Source organism: Aliiglaciecola sp. CAU 1673 (genome assembly GCF_029223185.1).
In the GTDB taxonomy this organism is placed as follows: Bacteria; Pseudomonadota; Gammaproteobacteria; order Enterobacterales; family Alteromonadaceae; genus Bowmanella.
Genome location: NZ_JARHUG010000017.1, coordinates 35,734 through 54,327, shown reverse-complemented (window position 1 = coordinate 54,327; position 18,594 = coordinate 35,734). Strand labels below are relative to the sequence as shown.

Annotated in this window: 23 protein-coding genes; 11 read left to right on the top strand and 12 right to left on the bottom strand. The window is 49.6% G+C overall.

Annotation, left to right across the window (positions count from 1 at the left end):
* Positions 1–184: 184 nt before the first annotated feature.
* Positions 185–766 carry a tRNA-uridine aminocarboxypropyltransferase gene (locus P2G88_RS15745; protein ID WP_275797654.1) on the bottom strand — a complete coding sequence of 194 codons (582 nt, stop codon included), beginning with the start codon at positions 764–766 and terminating at the stop codon, positions 185–187.
* A 17-nt stretch (positions 767–783) separates the two neighbouring features.
* On the opposite strand from P2G88_RS15745, the gene P2G88_RS15740 reads away from it, so the two are divergent.
* Both P2G88_RS15740 and P2G88_RS15735 read left to right on the top strand, forming a co-directional pair.
* Positions 784–1,125 carry an MGMT family protein gene (locus P2G88_RS15740; RefSeq protein ID WP_275797653.1) on the top strand — a complete coding sequence of 114 codons (342 nt, stop codon included), beginning with the start codon at positions 784–786 and terminating at the stop codon, positions 1,123–1,125.
* Between the two features lie 57 nt (positions 1,126–1,182).
* Positions 1,183–2,361 carry an HD-GYP domain-containing protein gene (locus tag P2G88_RS15735; protein WP_275797651.1) on the top strand — a complete coding sequence of 393 codons (1,179 nt, stop codon included), beginning with the start codon at positions 1,183–1,185 and terminating at the stop codon, positions 2,359–2,361.
* Positions 2,362–2,366: 5 nt separating this feature from the next.
* Here P2G88_RS15735 and P2G88_RS15730 read toward each other — a convergent pair whose 3' ends face one another.
* Positions 2,367–2,546, bottom strand: coding sequence for a hypothetical protein (locus tag P2G88_RS15730; RefSeq protein WP_275797649.1), 180 nt, complete (start codon positions 2,544–2,546; stop codon positions 2,367–2,369).
* A gap of 274 nt (positions 2,547–2,820) precedes the next feature.
* Between P2G88_RS15730 and P2G88_RS15725 the strand changes: the two genes are divergently transcribed.
* A complete protein-coding gene (locus P2G88_RS15725; RefSeq protein ID WP_275797647.1) occupies positions 2,821–3,171 on the top strand; it encodes a nuclear transport factor 2 family protein in 351 nt (116 codons plus the stop codon).
* Here P2G88_RS15725 and P2G88_RS15720 read toward each other — a convergent pair whose 3' ends face one another.
* The 4 genes from P2G88_RS15720 to P2G88_RS15705 form a co-directional block, all read right to left on the bottom strand.
* Entirely contained in the window at positions 3,172–3,384 is a 213-nt protein-coding gene (locus tag P2G88_RS15720; protein ID WP_275797645.1) for a hypothetical protein, read from the bottom strand.
* A gap of 60 nt (positions 3,385–3,444) precedes the next feature.
* A complete protein-coding gene (locus P2G88_RS15715) occupies positions 3,445–4,143 on the bottom strand; it encodes a choice-of-anchor H family protein (RefSeq protein WP_275797643.1) in 699 nt (232 codons plus the stop codon).
* A gap of 156 nt (positions 4,144–4,299) precedes the next feature.
* The gene (locus P2G88_RS15710; RefSeq protein WP_275797641.1) at positions 4,300–4,614 is read right to left on the bottom strand and encodes a helix-turn-helix transcriptional regulator; all 315 of its coding nucleotides are present in this window, start codon (positions 4,612–4,614) and stop codon (positions 4,300–4,302) included.
* A 136-nt stretch (positions 4,615–4,750) separates the two neighbouring features.
* Positions 4,751–5,614, bottom strand: coding sequence for a YicC/YloC family endoribonuclease (locus P2G88_RS15705; protein WP_275797639.1), 864 nt, complete (start codon positions 5,612–5,614; stop codon positions 4,751–4,753).
* 499 nt (positions 5,615–6,113) lie between these two features.
* On the opposite strand from P2G88_RS15705, the gene rph reads away from it, so the two are divergent.
* Genes rph through tusA form a run of 3 tightly spaced genes read left to right on the top strand, consistent with a single transcriptional unit; the run spans position 6,114 to position 7,734 of the window.
* Positions 6,114–6,827 (top strand): ribonuclease PH, encoded by a 714-nt coding sequence (rph, locus tag P2G88_RS15700; protein WP_275797635.1) that lies wholly within the window; start codon positions 6,114–6,116, stop codon positions 6,825–6,827.
* A 21-nt stretch (positions 6,828–6,848) separates the two neighbouring features.
* A complete protein-coding gene (gene pyrE, locus P2G88_RS15695) occupies positions 6,849–7,490 on the top strand; it encodes an orotate phosphoribosyltransferase (protein WP_275797633.1) in 642 nt (213 codons plus the stop codon).
* Positions 7,480–7,734: a sulfurtransferase TusA gene (tusA, locus tag P2G88_RS15690; RefSeq protein ID WP_275797631.1), complete on the top strand. Its 255-nt coding sequence runs from the start codon at positions 7,480–7,482 to the stop codon at positions 7,732–7,734. Before pyrE ends, tusA begins: the two co-directional genes overlap by 11 nt.
* On the opposite strand, the gene P2G88_RS15685 is transcribed toward tusA, so the two are convergent.
* From P2G88_RS15685 to P2G88_RS15670, 4 genes are all read right to left on the bottom strand, one after another.
* A complete protein-coding gene (locus P2G88_RS15685; protein WP_275797629.1) occupies positions 7,731–7,934 on the bottom strand; it encodes a hypothetical protein in 204 nt (67 codons plus the stop codon). The genes tusA and P2G88_RS15685 overlap by 4 nt on opposite strands.
* Positions 7,935–8,064: 130 nt before the next feature.
* On the bottom strand, positions 8,065–8,535 hold the full coding sequence (locus P2G88_RS15680) for a Dps family protein (protein ID WP_275797627.1): 471 nt from the start codon (positions 8,533–8,535) through the stop codon (positions 8,065–8,067).
* Positions 8,536–8,641: 106 nt separating this feature from the next.
* The gene (locus tag P2G88_RS15675) at positions 8,642–9,664 is read right to left on the bottom strand and encodes a hypothetical protein (RefSeq protein WP_275797625.1); all 1,023 of its coding nucleotides are present in this window, start codon (positions 9,662–9,664) and stop codon (positions 8,642–8,644) included.
* A 65-nt stretch (positions 9,665–9,729) separates the two neighbouring features.
* Complete coding sequence (locus P2G88_RS15670; RefSeq protein ID WP_275797623.1) at positions 9,730–11,010, bottom strand: amidohydrolase family protein; 1,281 nt, start codon at positions 11,008–11,010, stop codon at positions 9,730–9,732.
* Positions 11,011–11,129: 119 nt separating this feature from the next.
* Here P2G88_RS15670 and hemN point away from each other — a divergent pair, with 119 nt between their 5' ends.
* Positions 11,130–12,476, top strand: a complete 1,347-nt coding sequence (hemN, locus tag P2G88_RS15665) for an oxygen-independent coproporphyrinogen III oxidase (RefSeq protein WP_275797621.1) — start codon at positions 11,130–11,132, stop codon at positions 12,474–12,476.
* A 98-nt stretch (positions 12,477–12,574) separates the two neighbouring features.
* Positions 12,575–14,116: a PAS domain-containing methyl-accepting chemotaxis protein gene (locus P2G88_RS15660; protein ID WP_275797619.1), complete on the top strand. Its 1,542-nt coding sequence runs from the start codon at positions 12,575–12,577 to the stop codon at positions 14,114–14,116.
* A 3-nt stretch (positions 14,117–14,119) separates the two neighbouring features.
* On the opposite strand, the gene P2G88_RS15655 is transcribed toward P2G88_RS15660, so the two are convergent.
* Positions 14,120–14,656, bottom strand: a complete 537-nt coding sequence (locus P2G88_RS15655) for a DUF1285 domain-containing protein (protein WP_275797617.1) — start codon at positions 14,654–14,656, stop codon at positions 14,120–14,122.
* 13 nt (positions 14,657–14,669) lie between these two features.
* Positions 14,670–15,518 carry a DUF3014 domain-containing protein gene (locus P2G88_RS15650; RefSeq protein ID WP_275797615.1) on the bottom strand — a complete coding sequence of 283 codons (849 nt, stop codon included), beginning with the start codon at positions 15,516–15,518 and terminating at the stop codon, positions 14,670–14,672.
* 212 nt (positions 15,519–15,730) lie between these two features.
* Here P2G88_RS15650 and P2G88_RS15645 point away from each other — a divergent pair, with 212 nt between their 5' ends.
* From P2G88_RS15645 to proB, 3 genes are all read left to right on the top strand, one after another.
* A complete protein-coding gene (locus tag P2G88_RS15645; RefSeq protein WP_275797613.1) occupies positions 15,731–16,960 on the top strand; it encodes a sterol desaturase family protein in 1,230 nt (409 codons plus the stop codon).
* A gap of 50 nt (positions 16,961–17,010) precedes the next feature.
* The gene (locus tag P2G88_RS15640; RefSeq protein ID WP_275797611.1) at positions 17,011–17,319 is read left to right on the top strand and encodes a DUF6482 family protein; all 309 of its coding nucleotides are present in this window, start codon (positions 17,011–17,013) and stop codon (positions 17,317–17,319) included.
* 112 nt (positions 17,320–17,431) lie between these two features.
* Positions 17,432–18,529 carry a glutamate 5-kinase gene (proB, locus tag P2G88_RS15635; protein WP_275797609.1) on the top strand — a complete coding sequence of 366 codons (1,098 nt, stop codon included), beginning with the start codon at positions 17,432–17,434 and terminating at the stop codon, positions 18,527–18,529.
* Positions 18,530–18,594: the final 65 nt, after the last annotated feature.

Here is an 18,594-nt window from a genome sequence, read left to right as displayed (position 1 = left end):
TTCTACATATGGATGTTCCTGATGTTCAAATGTTCATGCTACTGCCTGTGGTGATAAAAAAGTTGTCCACAGAACATGGGTGAAGTCTCCGGGAAAACCGAAGCCGCACTAAGCGTAGGTAAGACTCCGGGAAAAGAAAAATCAGATTAACAATGGCCGAGTATGCAAGCCTGGTGACTTTTATTTACGATTTTGTCTTAGCTTTGGCAGTTACCAAATGTTGTCGAATCCTCTGAAGTTCAAGAAGACTTGCGGTGTGATCTTGCCCAAGACAGGCCAGCGCTTCGCTACAAGCCTCAAGCGTCGACAGAGCATGCTCTTGGCGTGTTTTACGCAGATATTGGCTCTTTGGAGGTGAATCCAGATGCCAGCAGATGAAGTCCTGTAGCCAGGGATTCAGCTTCCATATTTTGTATGCTTTACGCCAGGTACCGTCAATCAGTATTAGTTGCTCGATATTGAGCTGCGTAGGCCTATTTCGCCCGAGTGCGAGGCTGTCTGCCGAAGGGTAAAGTACCGCGGTTGTTGCTCTTTTCTCCAGGCATTGCGCATAAGCAATCTGAAAGTCATCGGCGGTTTCACCCACATAAACGTCGATATGTTTAAGCGACAATGCCAGCAAACGGACGGTATTTTTAGCCACATTTACTTCACTGGGATGCTGTAAAACAATAACTCTCACTTTGTTGTCTATGCCCCGAACCTGATTGCAGAGACAAACCGATTGAGGGTAATGGCATTTTTCACAATACTGGCGTTTGTGCATAAGGAGAGATAACGAGAGTGAAGGCGTCAAACTATACCAAGATCTGGCAAACGGTTCAGGCCATTCCACCTGGAAAAGTGGCAAGCTACGGTCAGATTGCAGATTTTGCAGGGTTACCGGGACGTGCCCGTTTAGTTGGTAAAGCCCTGGGGATGGTGCCGGACGATATGCAATTGCCTTGGTACAGGGTACTGCGGGCTAATGGACAAATCGCTTTCCCATCCGGCAGCAAAGGGGCAGAAGAGCAAAAAGGAAAGCTTCAGGAAGAGGGGGTTGTGGTGCTAAATAACCGAGTGCGGTTGCAAGACTTTGGTTGGCGTCCAGATCTCGCTGAACTGCTGTTTACCCTAAAGTTCTGACGTATACTGCAGTCCTCCTTTGCTGGTGAGCAAAGCTTCAACCTAACAGATGGAATCATGTTAAAAGAAGTCAGCATCAATGATCTGGTGGTGGGCATGTATGTACATAGCATCGCTACCCAGGATGGCAATCTTAAAATTAAGAGTCGTGGCCTGGTTACTAGCTGGGCAACCATTGATGAGCTGAAAAGCAAGGGCATCAAGTCACTGATTATTGACCCTGCAAAGCAAAAACAGCGACAAAAATCAGAGCAACCCGACGTTATTCCCGATGAAGAAAAGGATGTTGCCGTTTCCTACGACGCAGAGATAGGACGCGCCCGTTTTTTGCACGAACAGGGTAAATCCCTTTGTAAGCGTTTATTGGTATCTCTGGAACAAGGAGAGGGCATTGATGCTGCCATTACCGATGATCTTGCCGGGCGCATTGTAGCTTCCAGCCGGCGCAATAACGATGCCTTAATGACATTGACCAGAATTAGGGAAAAAGGGGCTTATCTGATGGAGCACGCCACCAATGTGTCGGTATTGATGGCAAACTTTGCTGCCGCGATGGAGATGGACGAAAAGGTCATCCATGAAATGACCATGGCCGGCTTACTACACGACCTGGGAATGATAAAAACCGCCGATGACATTCTCAATTCAACCACTCGTCTTAACGAGAGTCAGTGGCAAAGTGTCAGACAGCACGTCATTGCCGGGGTTGATGAGTTAAAAGAACTGGAGGGCGTGCCAGAATCGACGCTGACTGCTATTGCGCAACACCACGAGCGCATAGATGGCAGTGGCTATCCTAATGGGTTAAAAGGAGAAGAAATTAGCCTATTTGGCCGAATGTTAGCCATTGCCGATAGCTACGATGCGATGACCGCCGAAAGACCCTACAAGAAGGCCGTGCCACCGAACAAAGCACTGAAAACCTTGTTGCAGGCGGACAATCATTTCGACATGCTGTTAGTACAGAAATTCGTGAAGTGTGTGGGCATCTATCCCACTGGCAGCCTGGTGAAATTGGACAATGGCAAAGTCGCCATGGTCATCAAACAAAACGAGAAAAACCCGCTTCAGCCTCGAATCAAAGTCTTCTATTCATTAACGGGTGGGCACTACCTGTCCCCAAAGGAATACGATCTGAGTACACCGCGGATGAACGTCGATATTGAAAAGTCAGTACTGCCACAGGAGTTAGGTATCGACTTTAATCGCTTCTTCAATGAGTCAATTGCTGGTTAGGTACCTTATCGTTTGACCGTTTCCAGTAACCATTGCACTTGATCTGTGGTCACATCAGAAGGACAAAGCCCCTTTACAATCAGCAGGTTTCGCACATTAGCCGGACTTCTCACCTGTCTGATTTCACTGTGCTGACGCAGATAGCGCAGCAAATGCTGTTGTAAATCTCTGGTAAGACAAGACATTACACACCTCACCGTCATTGCCACATTTATGTTATCGGCTCCAGCAAGGTCAACTTGATGAATATTTGACCATCTTTAAAAGCCAGAAGCCCAACGTAATACATGCATAAGACTGGCCAAACACGTCCTAAAAGGCATAGGATGGAAATATTGAAGACCTTAATGCAGGTAAAAAATGTCTTTTCTCCGATCTCGCCTGAGCTTTTTTGCAATCTTGTTAGGTTTTTGTTTCCCGTCGTTTGGTGATGATAGTGCCGTATCGGATAGGGCATTGATGCAGACACTTGAATCATTTTTGCAAGGGGCTTCCGTTAACGACATGGCAGTCCATGATCGCTTTTGGGCTGAGGAATTGGTGTATACCAGCTCCCATGGCATACGCTACAACAAGGCCGAATTGATGGAGTACCTACAGTCAGAAAAGCAGGACGAGGAAATGCCTTCGGTTCAGTACAGAGCCTTGGACACTAATATTCGCCATTTCAATGATATTGCAATTGTCACTTTTACACTGGTGGCCAAGTCGGCAGAGGAAGAGAACAGATTCTTTAACAGCGGTGTGTTTATCAACAGGGAAGGTCGCTGGCAAGCGCTAAACTGGCAAGCGACCCGGGTGGCTCAATAATCAATCGAGATCGACACAACTACCACCTACTGCACACCAAGACTTACCACCCAACTCCTTACATTCTTCCTTAGTGGAAGAGTTTTTCAGGATAAGGCCGACACCGCCTTTTTGAGACCAGCATTGGCCATCTTCTTGTGTGTTAGTGCTTGAACAACCTGCCAGCGACAACATGGATGCCAGCAAAAGCAGGGGGAAAGAGGATTTTTTCATTGTTCACTCCTGGCTTTGCATTGCACCCAGAAGTGTAGCGGTGCCCATGGGAATGGCAAATCAATGACACCATCTAATCCTTCTACAGGCAAGCAGCGACAATAACCCCAGCAACGCTAGCCAGCCCAAACTCCCCCCAGATTCTTGGCTCACCACGACCTGAACCGGCGGCGGAACATATTCATAATCGCTACTCTCCAGCGGCAGTAAATATAAATCGTTGTCTTGCAAGCCATCGTAAATAGCAACCCTTTCGCCGCTGTCTGCATCATATAGCTCAATCAGAATTTCATAATCATCGCTGATAAAGCCCTCTACCAAGGTAGTTTCCACACTGAATTCATCATCGGTACTGTCACCTAACAAATTAAAAACAGATGTCGTATGGTACTCCCTGAAGGTGTCCGTTCTTCCCAGATAGAGTCTGGCATAAACGGGGGCGCTGCCATAAACCGTGTCCGCATCAAAGGTAAGAGAAAATCGAGAATAATAGCCATCGGTGTCCACATCCCGGTGTAAAACCACCCAGGCATCGTAAATCCAGAACTCATTGTGGCTGATGGCTTCAGGTCGACTTTCCAAGTGCTTGGCAGGCTGCTCCTGAGATGATTTATTTTGCTTTGTTTCTGATACCTGAGAAGATTTTTGCACTGGCTGTGATTCAGCGCTTAAGTACAGTTCAGTTGACTCCGCTTTCCACTGTGAAGCTTGTGCGGCAAAAGCACTGGCAAATCCCAGGGCGATGAGTAGATATTTCATAATCGTCTCCTTAATCCTGTGATCCAGTTTGGGAAGACAACGATGAATAATAACTGAACCTTATCTAAATTCAGTTCTCAGAAAATATCCTATATCAATGTTAGTGTCTGGTAACCGCAAAGGCGCTATTTTAAAGAGGGTGTGAGTACTTACTTTTTATGAACCTAAACTGGCTGCGACCTGTTTGAGCACCTTGTCATTATTTGGCAGTAGACTGGTTTTAACCCCTAATGGAGCAAAGACCGCATCTAAGACGCTTAGGGTGGGGCTGCCCTTATCCTGCTCAAGATCTGACAAAGTGCGTCGGCTGATACCGGTTAACTCAGCAAATTGGGTCTGGTTAAGCTCGAGGATATCCTTGCGCATGATCTTAATCATCTGACCCATGCTAAGCAGTTCCTGGTAATAAGCCTGTAAAAGCTCAATCACCAATTCATACTCTTCTTGAGCAATTATTTTCTCATTTTCCATCGACTATCCTTTCTGAGCGCTTTAATGCTCATATTAGGCGCATAGCAAGGCCATTGTCATCCCTTTGTATGTCAGATCACACAGAGCCTAGTATTGGTGGAAATGGCGGCAATGGTAATTGCCGCTGAGGTCGGCGCTATTCTATGTTCTGGATCTGCTCACGCATTTGCTCAATCAGTACCTTAAGCTCCACCGCAGACTGGGTGATCTCGGCATTGATGGACTTGGATGCCAGGGTGTTCGACTCGCGGTTGAATTCCTGCATCATAAAATCTAAGCGTCGGCCCACGGCACCACCTTTTTTGAGGATTTTGCGGGTTTCGGCCACATGGGAATCCAGGCGATCGAGTTCTTCGGCCACATCCAATCGCTGTGCCAGCATGATCATCTCTTGCTCCAGGCGACCAGGCTCAAGTTCCACCTTAGCGTCGGCAAAGCGGATAGCGATGCGCTCTCTCTGCCATTCCATCACGGTGGGCATTTGCTCGCGTACTTTACCGACTTCCACTTCGATAGCATCCATACGCTGATTCAGTAGGGTTTTCAGGGTCTCACCTTCATTGGCGCGGGCGGTGATAAGATCGCTGATGCATTGATCAAAGGCTTGCAGCGTTTGTGCTTGAATGGCATCCATGTCTGCCTCCTCGGCAGACATTACGCCGGGCCAGCGCAGCACATCGAAAGGATTTACGCCACTGGACTGGCCGTGGGACTGTACCCAATCAGCCGCTTCCATCAATTGTTTGGCGAGTTTTTCATTTAGTGTGACTTTGCCCACTGCGGCATCATTAGCGGTAAAGCGCAGGCTGCATTCCACCTTACCCCGTTGCAGTTGTTGGCGAAATTTTTCCCGTAGTACCGGTTCCATGCCGCGGAATTGTTCAGGCAGACGGAAATAGGTTTCCAAATAGCGCTGGTTGACCGAGCGAATTTCCCACACCGCGTTACCCCAGTCGGCTTTATGCTCACGGCGGGCAAAGGCGGTCATGCTGTAAATCATCTTAATTTCCTAATGCTTTTGATGTGGGCAGTATAACCCAAGTGCCGCGTTTTCTATGCAGAAGTGACTAATACCAAGTCCATTAAATAAGTGGTTAATTCAGAGCGAGTCAGAAAGGCTTATATCAAGGCGCCGCTTGACTAAGGGCTCCATGCCCTTCGCCTTTGGCCATCCTTCGGATGTTCAAATGTTTTCCAGAAACATTTGTGAAGGCGTAGTGGCGTCTACGTCGAGAAGCGGGAACGCAGAGGTAAGCCTTTCTGGCCGCTCCCTTCGGGCGAGGCCAAAATGCCCATTGGCTTTGTTGGGCGCCTTTGATTTAGGCCCACTAAACCTGCAGCCCCCCGCCTTGGCAATGAACATTTTGGCTCTCGCTGAATCATCACTTATCTAGTGGACTTGGTATAAACCCAGCCCGCAAATGTTTCATGGTCAGGGGAATAAGCTATAATGGCGCGCCATCCAGATCTCTGGCCAGTCATCAAAAGGAGCTCAGCTTATGCGTCCAAGCGGCAGAACCGCCAGCCAAATCCGTCCACTTACTCTTACCAGGCAGTTTACTTGCCATGCTGAAGGCTCTGTGCTGATCGAATTGGGTAATACCAAGGTCATTTGTACGGCGTCTGTGGAAGAAGGGGTGCCGCGCTTTATGAAAGGTCAGGGCAAAGGTTGGATAACCGCAGAATACAGCATGCTGCCGCGCTCAACTCACACCCGCAGCGACCGTGAAGCGGCCAGGGGTAAACAAGGTGGGCGTACATTGGAAATACAGCGTCTGATCGCCCGGTCTTTGCGCGCAGCAGTCGATCTAAAGTTACTCGGCGAAAACACAATTTTGCTGGATTGTGATGTGATTCAGGCCGACGGTGGTACCCGCGTTGCATCGATCACTGGTGCATGCGTGGCATTGGTGGACGCGCTGACCTGGATGCGCAGCAAAGGCATTATCAAAACCAACCCTTTGAAACATATGATTGCCGCGGTTTCCGTTGGGGTCTTTAAAGGTACGCCCATTGCGGACTTGGAATATTTGGAAGATGCTGCGGCAGAAACCGATATGAATGTGGTGATGACCGATTCTGGTAAGCTGATTGAGGTGCAAGGTACTGCTGAAGAAGAGCCGTTCAGCTTCGAAGAAATGCAGGAAATGATGGAGTTGGCCAAGCATGCCTTACGCGAGATCTTCGATATCCAGCGTGCGGCCCTGAACTGATATTTTCGGCGGATAGAGCAGATGCAAGATTATCAAAAAGCCTTTATTGAGTTCGCCCTGGAGCGACAGGTCCTGCGCTTTGGTCAGTTTACCCTTAAGTCAGGGCGCACCAGCCCCTACTTTTTTAATGCTGGCTTGTTTAACACCGGACGCGATTTGGCCAAACTGGGCCGTTTCTATGCTCAGGCATTGATGACGTCGGGTATCGAATTCGATTTACTTTTTGGCCCTGCCTACAAGGGTATCCCCATCGCGACCACTACAGCCGTGGCCCTGGCGGATCACCATAACACCGATAAGCCCTATTGCTTTAATCGCAAAGAAGCGAAAACCCACGGCGAGGGTGGTTCATTGGTTGGCAGCCCACTGAAAGGCAAAGTGATGCTGGTGGATGACGTGATTACCGCCGGTACCGCTATTCGTGAATCCATGGATATTATTCAGGCCGCGGGGGCTAACCTTGCCGGCGTCCTGATTGCCTTAGACAGACAGGAAAAAGGTAAAGGTGAGCTGTCTGCTATCCAGGAAGTAGAGCGTGACTTTAACACCAAAGTGATTTCCATTGTCAGTCTGGCGGATTTGGTCAGTTATCTGCAGGACAAGCCTCAGATGGCAGAGCATCTGGCGAATATTAAGCAGTACCGTGCCACCTATGGCATCTGATGCAATGGAAAGTGCGGATCAGCACCTGGATACATTGGGGCTACGCTGCCCTGAACCGGTGATGATGGTGCGTCTTGCTATTCGCAAGATGGAAGAGGGACAGACTATTTTGGTGGTAGCCGATGATCCGGCCACCACCAGAGATATCCCCAGTTTTTGCCGATTTATGGAGCATGAATTGGTTGCTAGCGATACCCAGCAGACGCCCTACCGCTATGTCATCAGAAAGGGCAAAAAAGCCTAGAGCGAATCTGCGGCCATTTGTAGAAGCAGCTGTTTAAGTTGTTTTGCGCCAAGGGCATCAGTGCATCGCAGATCTTCAGCAAATAACTGGTGCTGACACAGCAATCTTGCCAGTGACGCGGTTTTGATTTTCAGGACCAGATAGTCGACGGTATCGACGGTTTTCTTTGTGCCAAGGCCACCGGCTGCTGACTTTTGCATTAGCTCCTCCAAGGTCAGAACTTTACGCAAATGAGAATAGTTATCAATTGAATGGATTGCAAGCACCTAGTCAGGGGATCTTACCCCTGACTTTATAAGACGCTTTTTGTTTGGCTTAGTTGGAGATATTTCAGCCCTGCATTGCACGCAGCATCCAAGCGGTTTTTTCATGAATGCGCATTCGGTCAGAGACCAGTGCCGCAGTGGATTCATCACTGCCTTCCTGCGCTAGCTTAAGGGTTTCGCGACAAGTTTTAACCACTTGTTCATGGGCTTTGGTCAGCAGCACCACCATCTCTGAGGCTGACGGCACATGTTCAACCTCTTCTATGGAGCTGAGCTTGGCAAAGGCTTTATAGGTACCGGGGGCGACCACACCCAATGTGCGGATACGCTCGGCAATATCGTCTACCGCCACGGCCAGTTCGGTGTAATGCTCTTCAAACATCAGGTGTAATTCGCGAAACTGCGGTCCTGTCACATTCCAGTGGAAGTTATGAGTTTGCAGATAAAGCGTGTAGGAATCTGCCAGCAGACGTTTAAGACCTTCTGCAATGTCCGTTCTGTCTTGTGCTGTGATACCAATATCGATGTTACTCATTATCTGATCCTCCTGATAAAAACTCGACAGTCAGTATTACCCCTTATTCAGCTGTTCTCAAATGCACTGTCTAGATACAGCCAATCGAATTTCTTGTTAGATCAGCTTAATCGGGCATGGCCCGTAGCTTCGACAAAAACACCGACTCCTGCGGTACTTGCATCTGCGGCAGGGTTTCCTTTACAAAGTCCATGGCGTAGCTGGCAGGAAATGTGGTGGTGAATTTAACGATCTTGTCTTCCTGCACAAAGAAAAAGTAAGCGGCGTAGAAGGGGTCAGTATCAGTGCTGTCGATAACGGCATCCACATAATACCCTTTGTATTCCTTGTCCTTTGCGTGCCAGCTTAGCGGCTTGTTTTCCGTCATCAATAAAGGTGGCAGTTTATGTCGTTCCACAAAGCCATTCAGGTTGGCCCTCAGTTTATTTGCTTCACTGCTCAAAACCGCTGGCGTGTCTTTAATGTCACTGGTGGGGATGGGATACACGGAAATCTCTATACGATCAGCACCAAATTGAGGATCCTGATAGGTCAACATGGAGCCTTGCAGCGGGTCGTTATAGATAACCTTATCTTTCAGTTCGAAGGCCGAAACACGGTCTGGTGCATGAAAATCGTCTTCATAGTCCTCAGAGCCCAGTTTGTTTGCTAGGAAACTGGCACTAAAAAGTCCATCTTCATTAACTTGGTCGAGGAAACGCTCAATTAACCTTGCCGAGGCTTCCTCGGGAGTCCAGGCGCTATAAGTAGGTTGCCGTTTTAATATATAGGATTGAATAGGAATGCCGCGCCAACTCAACACCATCTGTGCACTGAGCCAGGGTGTCTTTTCGGTACCCGCTGTAGCCAGGGTCAACAGGTAATCGGTGTTCTCATCCTGACCTACCCAGGGGAACTTCCCGCTGTCTTGCAATGCCTTCTGGTAAACCGAACTTGCCAAAGTATTGCCGACGCACTGCTCACCGGCTAAGGCCATGTCCTGACATTGCCGTAGCAGGGTTTTTCCTGGTGGGACGTAATAGAAGCTTAACGCCGGTAGGTTTTGTGTCAGCGCTTTGGAGGCCTCTGGAGTGGTAGTGCATCCTGCGACTAGCGCCAAAGCCAGCACTGACATTAATTTTTGCAACATTTCCCTTATCTCATTGCACGGCAAAGCCTCTATTTTAGGCTTGCCGTGTATTTTCGCTACTAGAATCAGAGTGATTTAATCACTTCGCCGTCTTTCATCACAAAATCAATATGTTGCAATAAACGAATATCCACCAGTGGATCGCCTTTAACCGCAACCAGGTCGGCCAGCTTACCGGTTTCTACCGTGCCCAGGCTGTCCAACTCTCCCAGCAGCTGCGCACCATGATAGGTGGCAGAGCGAATGGCCTCGATCGCCGGCATGCCAGCCTCTACCATCAACGCAAATTCCTGACCGTTGTCACCATGCTCGGACACACCGGAATCGGTACCAAAGGCAATCTTGACCCCGGCTTTGTAGGCTTTGGCAAAGGTATCCTTGATTAGAGGGCCGATAGAGGCCGCTTTGGGCCTGACCAGTTCAGGGAAGAAACCGTCAATCTTGGCTTTTTCGGCTACCCAGTTGCCTGCCAACACCGTTGGTACATAGTAAGTCCCGTGCTTCTTCATCAGGCGCATGATTTCATCGTCCATAAAAGTACCGTGCTCGATGGAATCGATGCCGGCCTCAATGGCGCGCTTCATGCCTTCTTTTCCATGGGCATGCACGGCAACTTTCATCCCGTAGTCTTTAGCCGTCTCCACAATGGCTTTGACTTCATCTGCCATAAACTGCGGATTCATTCCACTTTTGGCGACACTTAACACACCGCCAGTGGCTGTGATCTTGATAAGATCGGCGCCATCCTTGTAGCGTTGACGAACTGCTTCCCGGGCTTCGGCGACGCCATTGACCACACCTTCTAATGGGCCGGGATCGCCGGCAATCTTCTTGGCAAAACCATTGCTTGGATCGGCATGTCCGCCAGTGGTGGCAATAGACTTGGCAGCGGTAAAAATACGTGGACCTTTGATCATGCCTTTATTGATAGCATTGCGCAGGGCAACCGTCTCATTGTATTGGTCGCCGAGATTACGCACAGTGGTAAAGCCTGCCTTCAAGGTTTTATCGGCAAAGTACACGCCTTTCAGTGCGTAGTCGGCTTCATTCAGGGTATAGCGTTCCATATAGCTGCCCTGTCCTTGTTGGGAGCTGATATGGGTATGCATGTCCATTAATCCCGGCATCAGGGTGGCGTTTTTCAGGTTTACCAGCTGGTCTCCCTCGCCTGGAGCAACAAAGCCTTTTTGCACCGAGGCAATCTTGTTGTTTTCCACTACCACGGTCATATCAGTTAAGACTTTGTCGTCCTTGGCGGTAATCAACTTACCCGCGTGAATATAGGTAGCGGCGTGCAGTGGTGTGCAAAGCACGGCCAGCATCATCAGCAGTTTATTTTTCTTCATTGTTTTCCTCATCTTCAGATGTTCGGCGATGACACTGACCACAGTATGTGAGTTGTTGTGTCAGATCAAAGCCTCTGGTCGCATAAAACGGTAAAGTGGCGCGAAATTAAGGAAGCGACATGAACACTGCACTACTTACAAAATACCCCGTCAGCGGACCCCGCTACACTTCCTACCCCACCGCTTTGGAATTCGGCGAACTGGATCCTGCAAGCCTGATTCAGGGATGGACCTCGTCAGACAAGCAGGCGTTGTCCCTGTATTTGCATATTCCGTTCTGTCACTCCCTTTGTTATTACTGTGGCTGCAATAAACAGGTCACTCGGCAACGACAAAAATCAGAAACCTATCTGCAGTATCTGCTGCTGGAGATAAAGCAACGCGCTGCTTTGTTCAGTGGTAAACCCGTTACCCAAATTCACTTTGGGGGGGGCACACCAACCTACCTTGATGATGACCAGTTATCCCGATTAATGGCTGCGCTGCGTCTGGCTTTCGAAGTGGCAGCCAAGGCAGAAATCAGCATTGAGATAGATCCCAGACAAACCGAATTGCCGCGTCTAGGTCACTTGGCAGCACTGGGGTTTAACCGCCTGAGTATTGGCGTGCAAGACTTCGATAGCAAAGTGCAGCAAGCAGTGAATCGGGTGCAGGATGAAGAGCATATATTTCAGTTGGTTAAACAGGGACGTGCGCTTGGCTTTAGTTCCATCAGCTTGGATCTGATCTACGGCCTGCCCCATCAGAGTGTGGAATCCTTCAGACCAACCATGGAAAAAGTGCTGGCACTGCGGCCTGACAGATTGTCACTTTTCAACTATGCCCACTTACCGGAAAAGTTTGCTGCGCAGCGCCGCATCAAAGAATCTGACCTGCCCACGGTGAATGAGCGGCGCGCCATCTTTACCATGGCTGCGACCTTGCTGGTGGATGGTGGCTACCTCTGTATCGGTATGGACCACTTCGCCCTGGCCGATGACGAGTTGGCTAAGGCACAGCGCGAGGGCAAGCTGCATCGAAATTTCCAAGGCTACACCACGCAACAGGAAGCGGATTTGCTTGGGCTGGGGGTCTCTGCCATTAGCCAAATTGGTCATGTGTTAGCGCAGAATCATAAGGAGATTAAGGACTACTATGGGGCGGTCGAAGCTGGCGGATCGGCAACAGATAAGGGCTATGCCCTGGATCAGGATGACAAAATTCGTGGTGTGGTGATAAAGGAACTGATCTGTCATTTTCATCTGCATTTCGGCCAAATTGAAAAACGCTTTGGGCTGGAATTTAACGCCTACTTTGCTGACGACTTAAGGCGTTTGGCTGAAATGGAAAAAGATGGTTTGGTCAGAATTGATAAAGACAGCATTGAAGTCACCGATGCCGGTCGCCCTTGGATCCGGGCGATCTGTATGCAGTTCGACCGTTATATGACTGCCAAACTAAACAGAAGCTTCTCACGCATTATTTAAGCTCGCTCAGATTTAACGAGCCAACATACGGAAAATATTCGATTTTTTGTTTATTATGAGGGGATACTCATTCCCTTCTAAGGCAAAAAGGTCGAGACATGCGTCGAAACGAATCTGTGGTGAATCAGGAAGTCATGTATTCGGAGCAAGAGGAGCTCGTATCTACAACGGATTTGCGGGGCGTGATCACTTACGCCAATGAAAACTTTTGTAAAATTGCCGGTTACACGGAAGAAGAGTTGTTGGGCAAAAACCACAATATCGTTCGTCATCCCGATATGCCCAAGGAAGCCTTTAAAGATCTCTGGGATCGTTTAGGTAAAGGTGACTCCTGGCGTGGACTGGTCAAAAACCGTTGTAAGGACGGTCGCTACTATTGGGTGGATGCTTATGTCACCCCGATTTTCGAAAAAGACACCAAAGTCGGTTATCAGTCAGTGCGGGTAAAGCCTGCCCGTGACCTGGTGGAAAAGGCCGAGAAGGTCTACGCCTTGATCCGCGCAGGGAAGAGCCTGGGGAGTGAAGCATCCGTTAGTACCAAGCAGCTCATTGCTGTTGGCTTAAGTGCTGTGGCGCTTGGACTGGTGGCCTGGCAAGGTGGCCTGGTGCCGGCGCTGGTAACCTTTGCATTGGTTGCCTGCTTGGCCACATTGTATTGGTCCGAATTGGTAAAGATTCCAGTGAAGGCCACAGAGCTTCGTAATAAATACGACAGCGTGTCCCGTTTGCTCTACAGCGGCAAAGGCCCCGCCAGCGATTTCGATTTCCACTTGGGCTTGTCCAAAGCCAGATTGCGTACCGCGCTGGGAAGAATGCAGGACTCTACCCATGGCCTGGCCTCCATAGCCAAGAAAACGGCTAAGGCTGCCCACGACACGGCCGGGGGCCTCGAGAAGCAGAAGTTTGAAGTACAGCAAATTGCCGCTGCCATCAACGAAATGTCAGCCACCAGCCGGGAAATCGCCCGCAACACCATGGAGACCTCGAACAAGGTTAAAGAGGCCAATGAATCTTGCGCGAACGCAAAAGACAGTGTGCTGCACAGCAAAGATAAAGTGGCAGGATTGGCCAGCGTCGTGGAACAAGCGGCGGGCTCGGCCAATCAGTTGGTAACGGAGGCCGACAAAGTGGCCAATGTGATGGGTGAAATCGAGGCCATTGCCGAGCAAACCAACCTGCTGGCTTTAAATGCTGCGATTGAGGCGGCCCGTGCTGGTGAGAGTGGGCGTGGCTTCTCGGTGGTAGCCGATGAAGTACGAGCCCTTTCTACCCGCACGCAATCATCTACCGCCAACATTCATAAAAGCCTTAAAGCCATGCGCGATACCCTGCAGCAATGGGTGAAGAGTATGGAGCAGAGTAAGACCCGCGCCATGGATTGCGTGGATGATGCCAATCGCTCGGCTCAATCCATCGAAGATATTTATCGCATGATGTCGGAAATTTCCGACTATTCGGTTCAGATTGCTACCGCATCAGAGCAGCAAGGTTTGGTCTGTGAAGAAGTCAGCCGTAATGCCGTGAATATCACTCGCGTTGCCGATGAGAATGCGGCGGTGGCTCAGTCGATGGAGCAAAGTTCTTCTGAACTGAAGACGAGTATCGATCGCATCGCCGCGATGGTGAAGACCTTCGGTTAAGCGCTACAGCCGGCCCAAACTGAATTGGTAGGGGCCGCTGCTTACTATTAAATGGGGCGCGCCTTGATAAGTCTTAGCGCGCCCTTTTTCTACCAGCTGATAGTAGATATTTTGGTGCAATCTGCCGTAAAGATTGCGTCTGACCTTCGCATAAGGCAGCTCGGCCCCGCTGATCTTATCCCGCATTAAGACTACGGGGTGCTCGTTACCCACCAAAAAACTATCGCCTAGGCTGGTGGTAAACAGCAAGTTGCTTTGTTCTTCCTGCCATTGGGTGATGACAAAAGGGACGTCTTCCACCTGGATCCCTACCTTTTCAGCAGGTGTCACCAGAAAGTAATCCTCATCTTCTTTCCAAAGCACAGAAGCAAAGAGCTTCACCAGTGCCAGCCGACCAATGGGAGTCCCCTGATAGTGCCAACTACCGTCATGCTTGATGCAGAGATCCAGCTGTCCACAGTAAGGAGGGTGCCATAAATGGACAGGCGGCAACTTGGCATCGCTTGCTGCCAGTTGCCGCTGTAAACGTTCCAGATCCATTTCGCTATGCAGCTTAGCTGTTTAGTGCAGTCAGGATCTCTCTGAGTTTTGCCTTAATGATACGCATATTCTCAGGGCCTGTGCGCAGTAGTTGCTTTTGTGGAGCGCTTAAGGATTCCAGGCGCGGATCCACATATTTATACATCACGCTGTCGGTGCTCACCTCTACCGGCATCGGGACCTCTGGTGTGTCCAACAGATGGTTGATGGCAGCACGTAAACGCCCATCGAAATTGCCTTCGCGACCACTGATCTCGGAGAAAATTTCCAGAATAGCCGGCTCGTACAGGCGATAAAGATTGATCAACTGCTCAGTTTCGATGGATTCCAGCGCCTCAACATAAGGTGTATAGCGCTTATAGCTGGCCGAATCTATCCATTCTTTGCCAGCCTGTCGGTACACCTTGAATTCCTGGCCGGGTGGTTGCAGCACCTGGTGGTTGACAGCCAATTCACGGTTAGCCAGGTTATCGGCAAACACCACAAAGCGGCGTAGTAATTCCTGATCGACAATCAGCCTGGCTATGGGCTCATAGGAGGCCAGCTTGACGATGGCGGTTTTAACGGCCCCATCACTGATATCCACAGGCTTTGGTTCGAGTGCGGGCAGAGGCTCCGGGGTGGCAACTGCTTCCGGCATAAATGCATCGGACTCTGGTTCAATCACTTCAGGCTCGGGTGGCAGCTCCTCAGTGGACTCGGCTGGGGCAGTGGTTACCTCTTCCTGCAACACAGGCACTGGCTGTCGCTCGGGCTCTTTTTCCGGTAAAAAGAAAACGACCCCCACCACGGCCAGCAGAACGATGGCAATCACCAACTGCGGCAACATAGATTTCTTCGGTGCGCTTTCATTTTCGCTCATGACAGACCTATTTTTCTCAATGGAAACGGGAACATACGTTACCCAATTGAAGCATGAAATGCACTCCTTTGCCTGTTCCCGTTGCAAGTATTTTACAGCAACGGGGATCGCCTCAACCGGGTCCGATATAGACAGTCCTATCTGCTCGGATTACACTGGTCAGACAAGATTTATTTACGTTAGTTTAACAATTTTTTCAGGTTGTTTATCCCATGAGTTACATCTTGATTGCGGTTCCCTTCTTCTTCTTGCTGATAGTCTTGGAACTGGTCCTCGAGAAGGTCAGAGGTACGCAGTACTACCGCGTCAACGATGCCATCAACAGTCTAAGTGCCGGAGTTCTTAGCCGGGTTACCAGCGTTGCCCACAAGATCATCCCTTTTACGCTTTACGCATTGGTATTCGAGCATATCGCTTTGATTGAATTGCCGGATGCTACCTGGGTGTGGGTTTTGGCCTTTGTCCTGTATGACTTTTGTTACTATTGGAATCACCGTTTGGGCCATGAGGTAAACATCTTGTGGGCCGCCCATGTGGTGCACCATTCCAGTGAAGAATACAATCTGACCACCGCTTTAAGACAAAGCAGTAGTAGCCTGTTCGGCTGGATTTTCTATCTGCCTATGGCCCTGATAGGAATAGAGCCGGCCATTATGATCGCTGTCGGTGCCCTTAACCTGATTTATCAGTTTTGGGTGCATACCCGCCATGTGCCCAAGCTGGGACCTTTGGAGTGGATTTTTGTGACCCCCTCCAACCACCGCGTGCACCATGCGCAAAATCAGGTGTACATCGATCGAAATTACGGTGGTGTCTTTATTATTTGGGACAGATTGTTTGGCTCCTTCCAGGAAGAGCTGGACAACGAACCGCCGATTTACGGCATTCGTAAAGCATTGCATAGCTGGAATCCACTATGGGCCAATGTGCATGTATATAGTCAACTGGCCAAGGACTGCTGGCGCACCCAGCGCTGGCAGGACAAGTTGGGGATCTGGTTCAGACGCACCGGCTGGCGACCTGCCGACATGGAGCAAAAGTATCCCTTACCCAGAGCCGATCTGACCAAATTCAAAAAATTTGATACGCCAATGAGCCTGCCGACCAAGATTTACTCGGTACTGCAGCATGCCATGACCATATTGATTACCTTCCTGTTTATGGCGTCCGTTGAGCAGATATCCATGGGTAATCAATGGCTGATCATGCTCTTTGTGCTGCTGTCCAGCTTCGGTGTCGGTGCGTTGATGGAAGGTCGATCCTTTGCATCTTGGTTGGAAGGTGGCAAAAACCTGTTGGTATTTGCTGCGCTGTATATTTATAGCCTGCCTGTGTGGTTTAGTTACACCATGGCCGTCGGTACAGCGTTGAGCCTGGCTTTATTGGTGGTTTTGGGGCGCAGCAAACTGCCATCCCCGGACCCGTTACCCACGCAAAACTGAACTGAACAGCAAAGACCGTCGTAACTTTCCTCACAAACGGAGGAAATCTTATGCATTACGACTATCAATCTTTGCTGAATGACACCCCGCATATTCAAAAAGCCTGGCTGCTGTCTTTCGAGATGGGGATGTATCTCGTCAAAATCTCGGTGGATGGTCAGGAAGGCATGGTTTTTAGTGGCGACAGACCGCTGCGCTTTTCCAGCATCGAACAAGCACGCCAGGCATTTGAGCATTGCGAGATAGACCATGCTGAGCTGGTGCATCAGTCGCCTTACGATGAAATGATTGGTCATAAAAAACAGCAGATCGATGCTATGCGCATTCCCCTGCAATTAGGTCAAAGACATGCACTGTAAACTTCCATGTTTACACTTCTAGAGTTGCTATCCATTAGCTTATAACTATTCCGACTTGTTTATCCTTTTTTAGTTCCTTATCCTAATAAAAGGGTTGAGAATTGGAGGATAAATGAACGAATTTGAATGGCGACGGGCTGTGATAAAAGTTGGCAGCGCACTGATCTCCCCAGACGGCCATCAGTGCAGTGCCAAGTATTTACTGGCCATTGCCAGATTTATTACTGAGAGCCGCGAACGCGGTAAACAAGTGGTGATAGTGTCTTCAGGCAGTGTTGCTGCAGGTCGCGGTAGCATTGCGCACAACGCCCACCCTTCTATCGCTGAGAAGCAGGCGATGGCCGCTGTTGGGCAAACCCAAATGATGGCCAATTGGTCTCGCTTCTTCGATTTTCCCTGTGCACAGGTGCTGCTGACCTACGATGATTTTCATGACAGGTCCCGCTACGTCAATATCAAGAGCACCATCCGTGAATTGTTGAACAACAACATCCTACCCATAGTCAATGAAAACGACACCGTGGCGGTGGATGTGTTGAAGGTTGGGGACAATGATAACCTGGCAGCCTATACGGCCATGGTGGCAGAAGCCGACACGCTGGTTATCTGCTCCGATATTGATGGTTTGTATGACGCCGACCCACGTATTAACGCCGATGCAAAGTTGATCCCCAGGGTCGATAAAATCGATGGCAGTATTTATGCCCTGGCAGGCGGGCCGGGCACAAAAGTGGGTACTGGCGGGATGCGTACAAAAATCGAGGCTGCTGATAAATGTGCGGAAAGTGGCATCCAAACCCTGATTGTCAACGGTGGCAAAGGCGAAGTATTTGATGCGTTACTCGACGGTCGCATTCCGGGGACCCGATTTTCACCGGGAAAAAGTCCTGACTCGGCCAAGGAACAATGGCTCAAGCATACTCTGATCGCGACGGGCCGCATCGAAGTGGATCAGGGCGCTCGCAATGCCTTAAAACAGGAAGGGGCGTCTTTGTTACCCATTGGCATTACCAGGGTTGCCGGCGATTTCCTACCCGGCGATGCGGTTGAGATCTGTCACAATGGAGTGCCTTTTGCCAAAGGTGTCACCCTTTACAGTGCGGCAGATTTAAATGCCATTAAGGGTCTGCGTAGCGACGATTTTGAAAATGCTATCGGATATTCATCTGGTGAGGCCGCCGTACACCGGGACGATCTCGCCCTGCTATAGCTTTCTTTTCGTATTCGTTAGCGATAAAAAAAGGGATGGCCGAAGATGCGTCGTCCCCCAAGGAG